The sequence below is a fragment of the Streptomyces sp. SP18CS02 genome, from assembly GCF_036322365.1.
GTDB lineage: Bacteria > Actinomycetota > Actinomycetes > Streptomycetales > Streptomycetaceae > Streptomyces.
Genome location: NZ_JAQYXC010000098.1, coordinates 1 through 343 on the forward strand (window position 1 = coordinate 1; position 343 = coordinate 343).

General features: G+C 68.8%; 1 pseudogene. It reads right to left on the reverse strand.

What is annotated here, in order from left to right:
- Window positions 1–343: pseudogene (locus PUR26_RS00820) on the reverse strand (hypothetical protein); the annotation flags it as partial.

The window sequence follows — 343 nt, forward strand, 5'->3', positions numbered from 1 at the left end:
CGAGCACCCAGGTCTGGGAGCGCTTCTCGGGTATGAGAAGGGTGCCGTCGGCCTGCCGGAGGGCCGGCATCACGTCGACGGTGAACGCGCTTTCGTCGTCCGGGTCGTCGAGGAAGCACTTGACCGCGTGGTTCCTCGGCCGGGCCAGCCGGACTTCGTTGCCGTGGCTACCGTTGGTCTTGCCCAGCAGCCGGTTGACCTGGTCGCGGGCGTGGTCTAGTGCGTGCTCGGCACTGTGGCCGGCGCTGCCCCAGTCCGGGTGCTCGGGGCCGTCGTAGACGGCGATGATGTCGACGTCGTTGATGGGCTTGAGCTGGGTGCTCCGGCTCAGCGATCCCGAGCC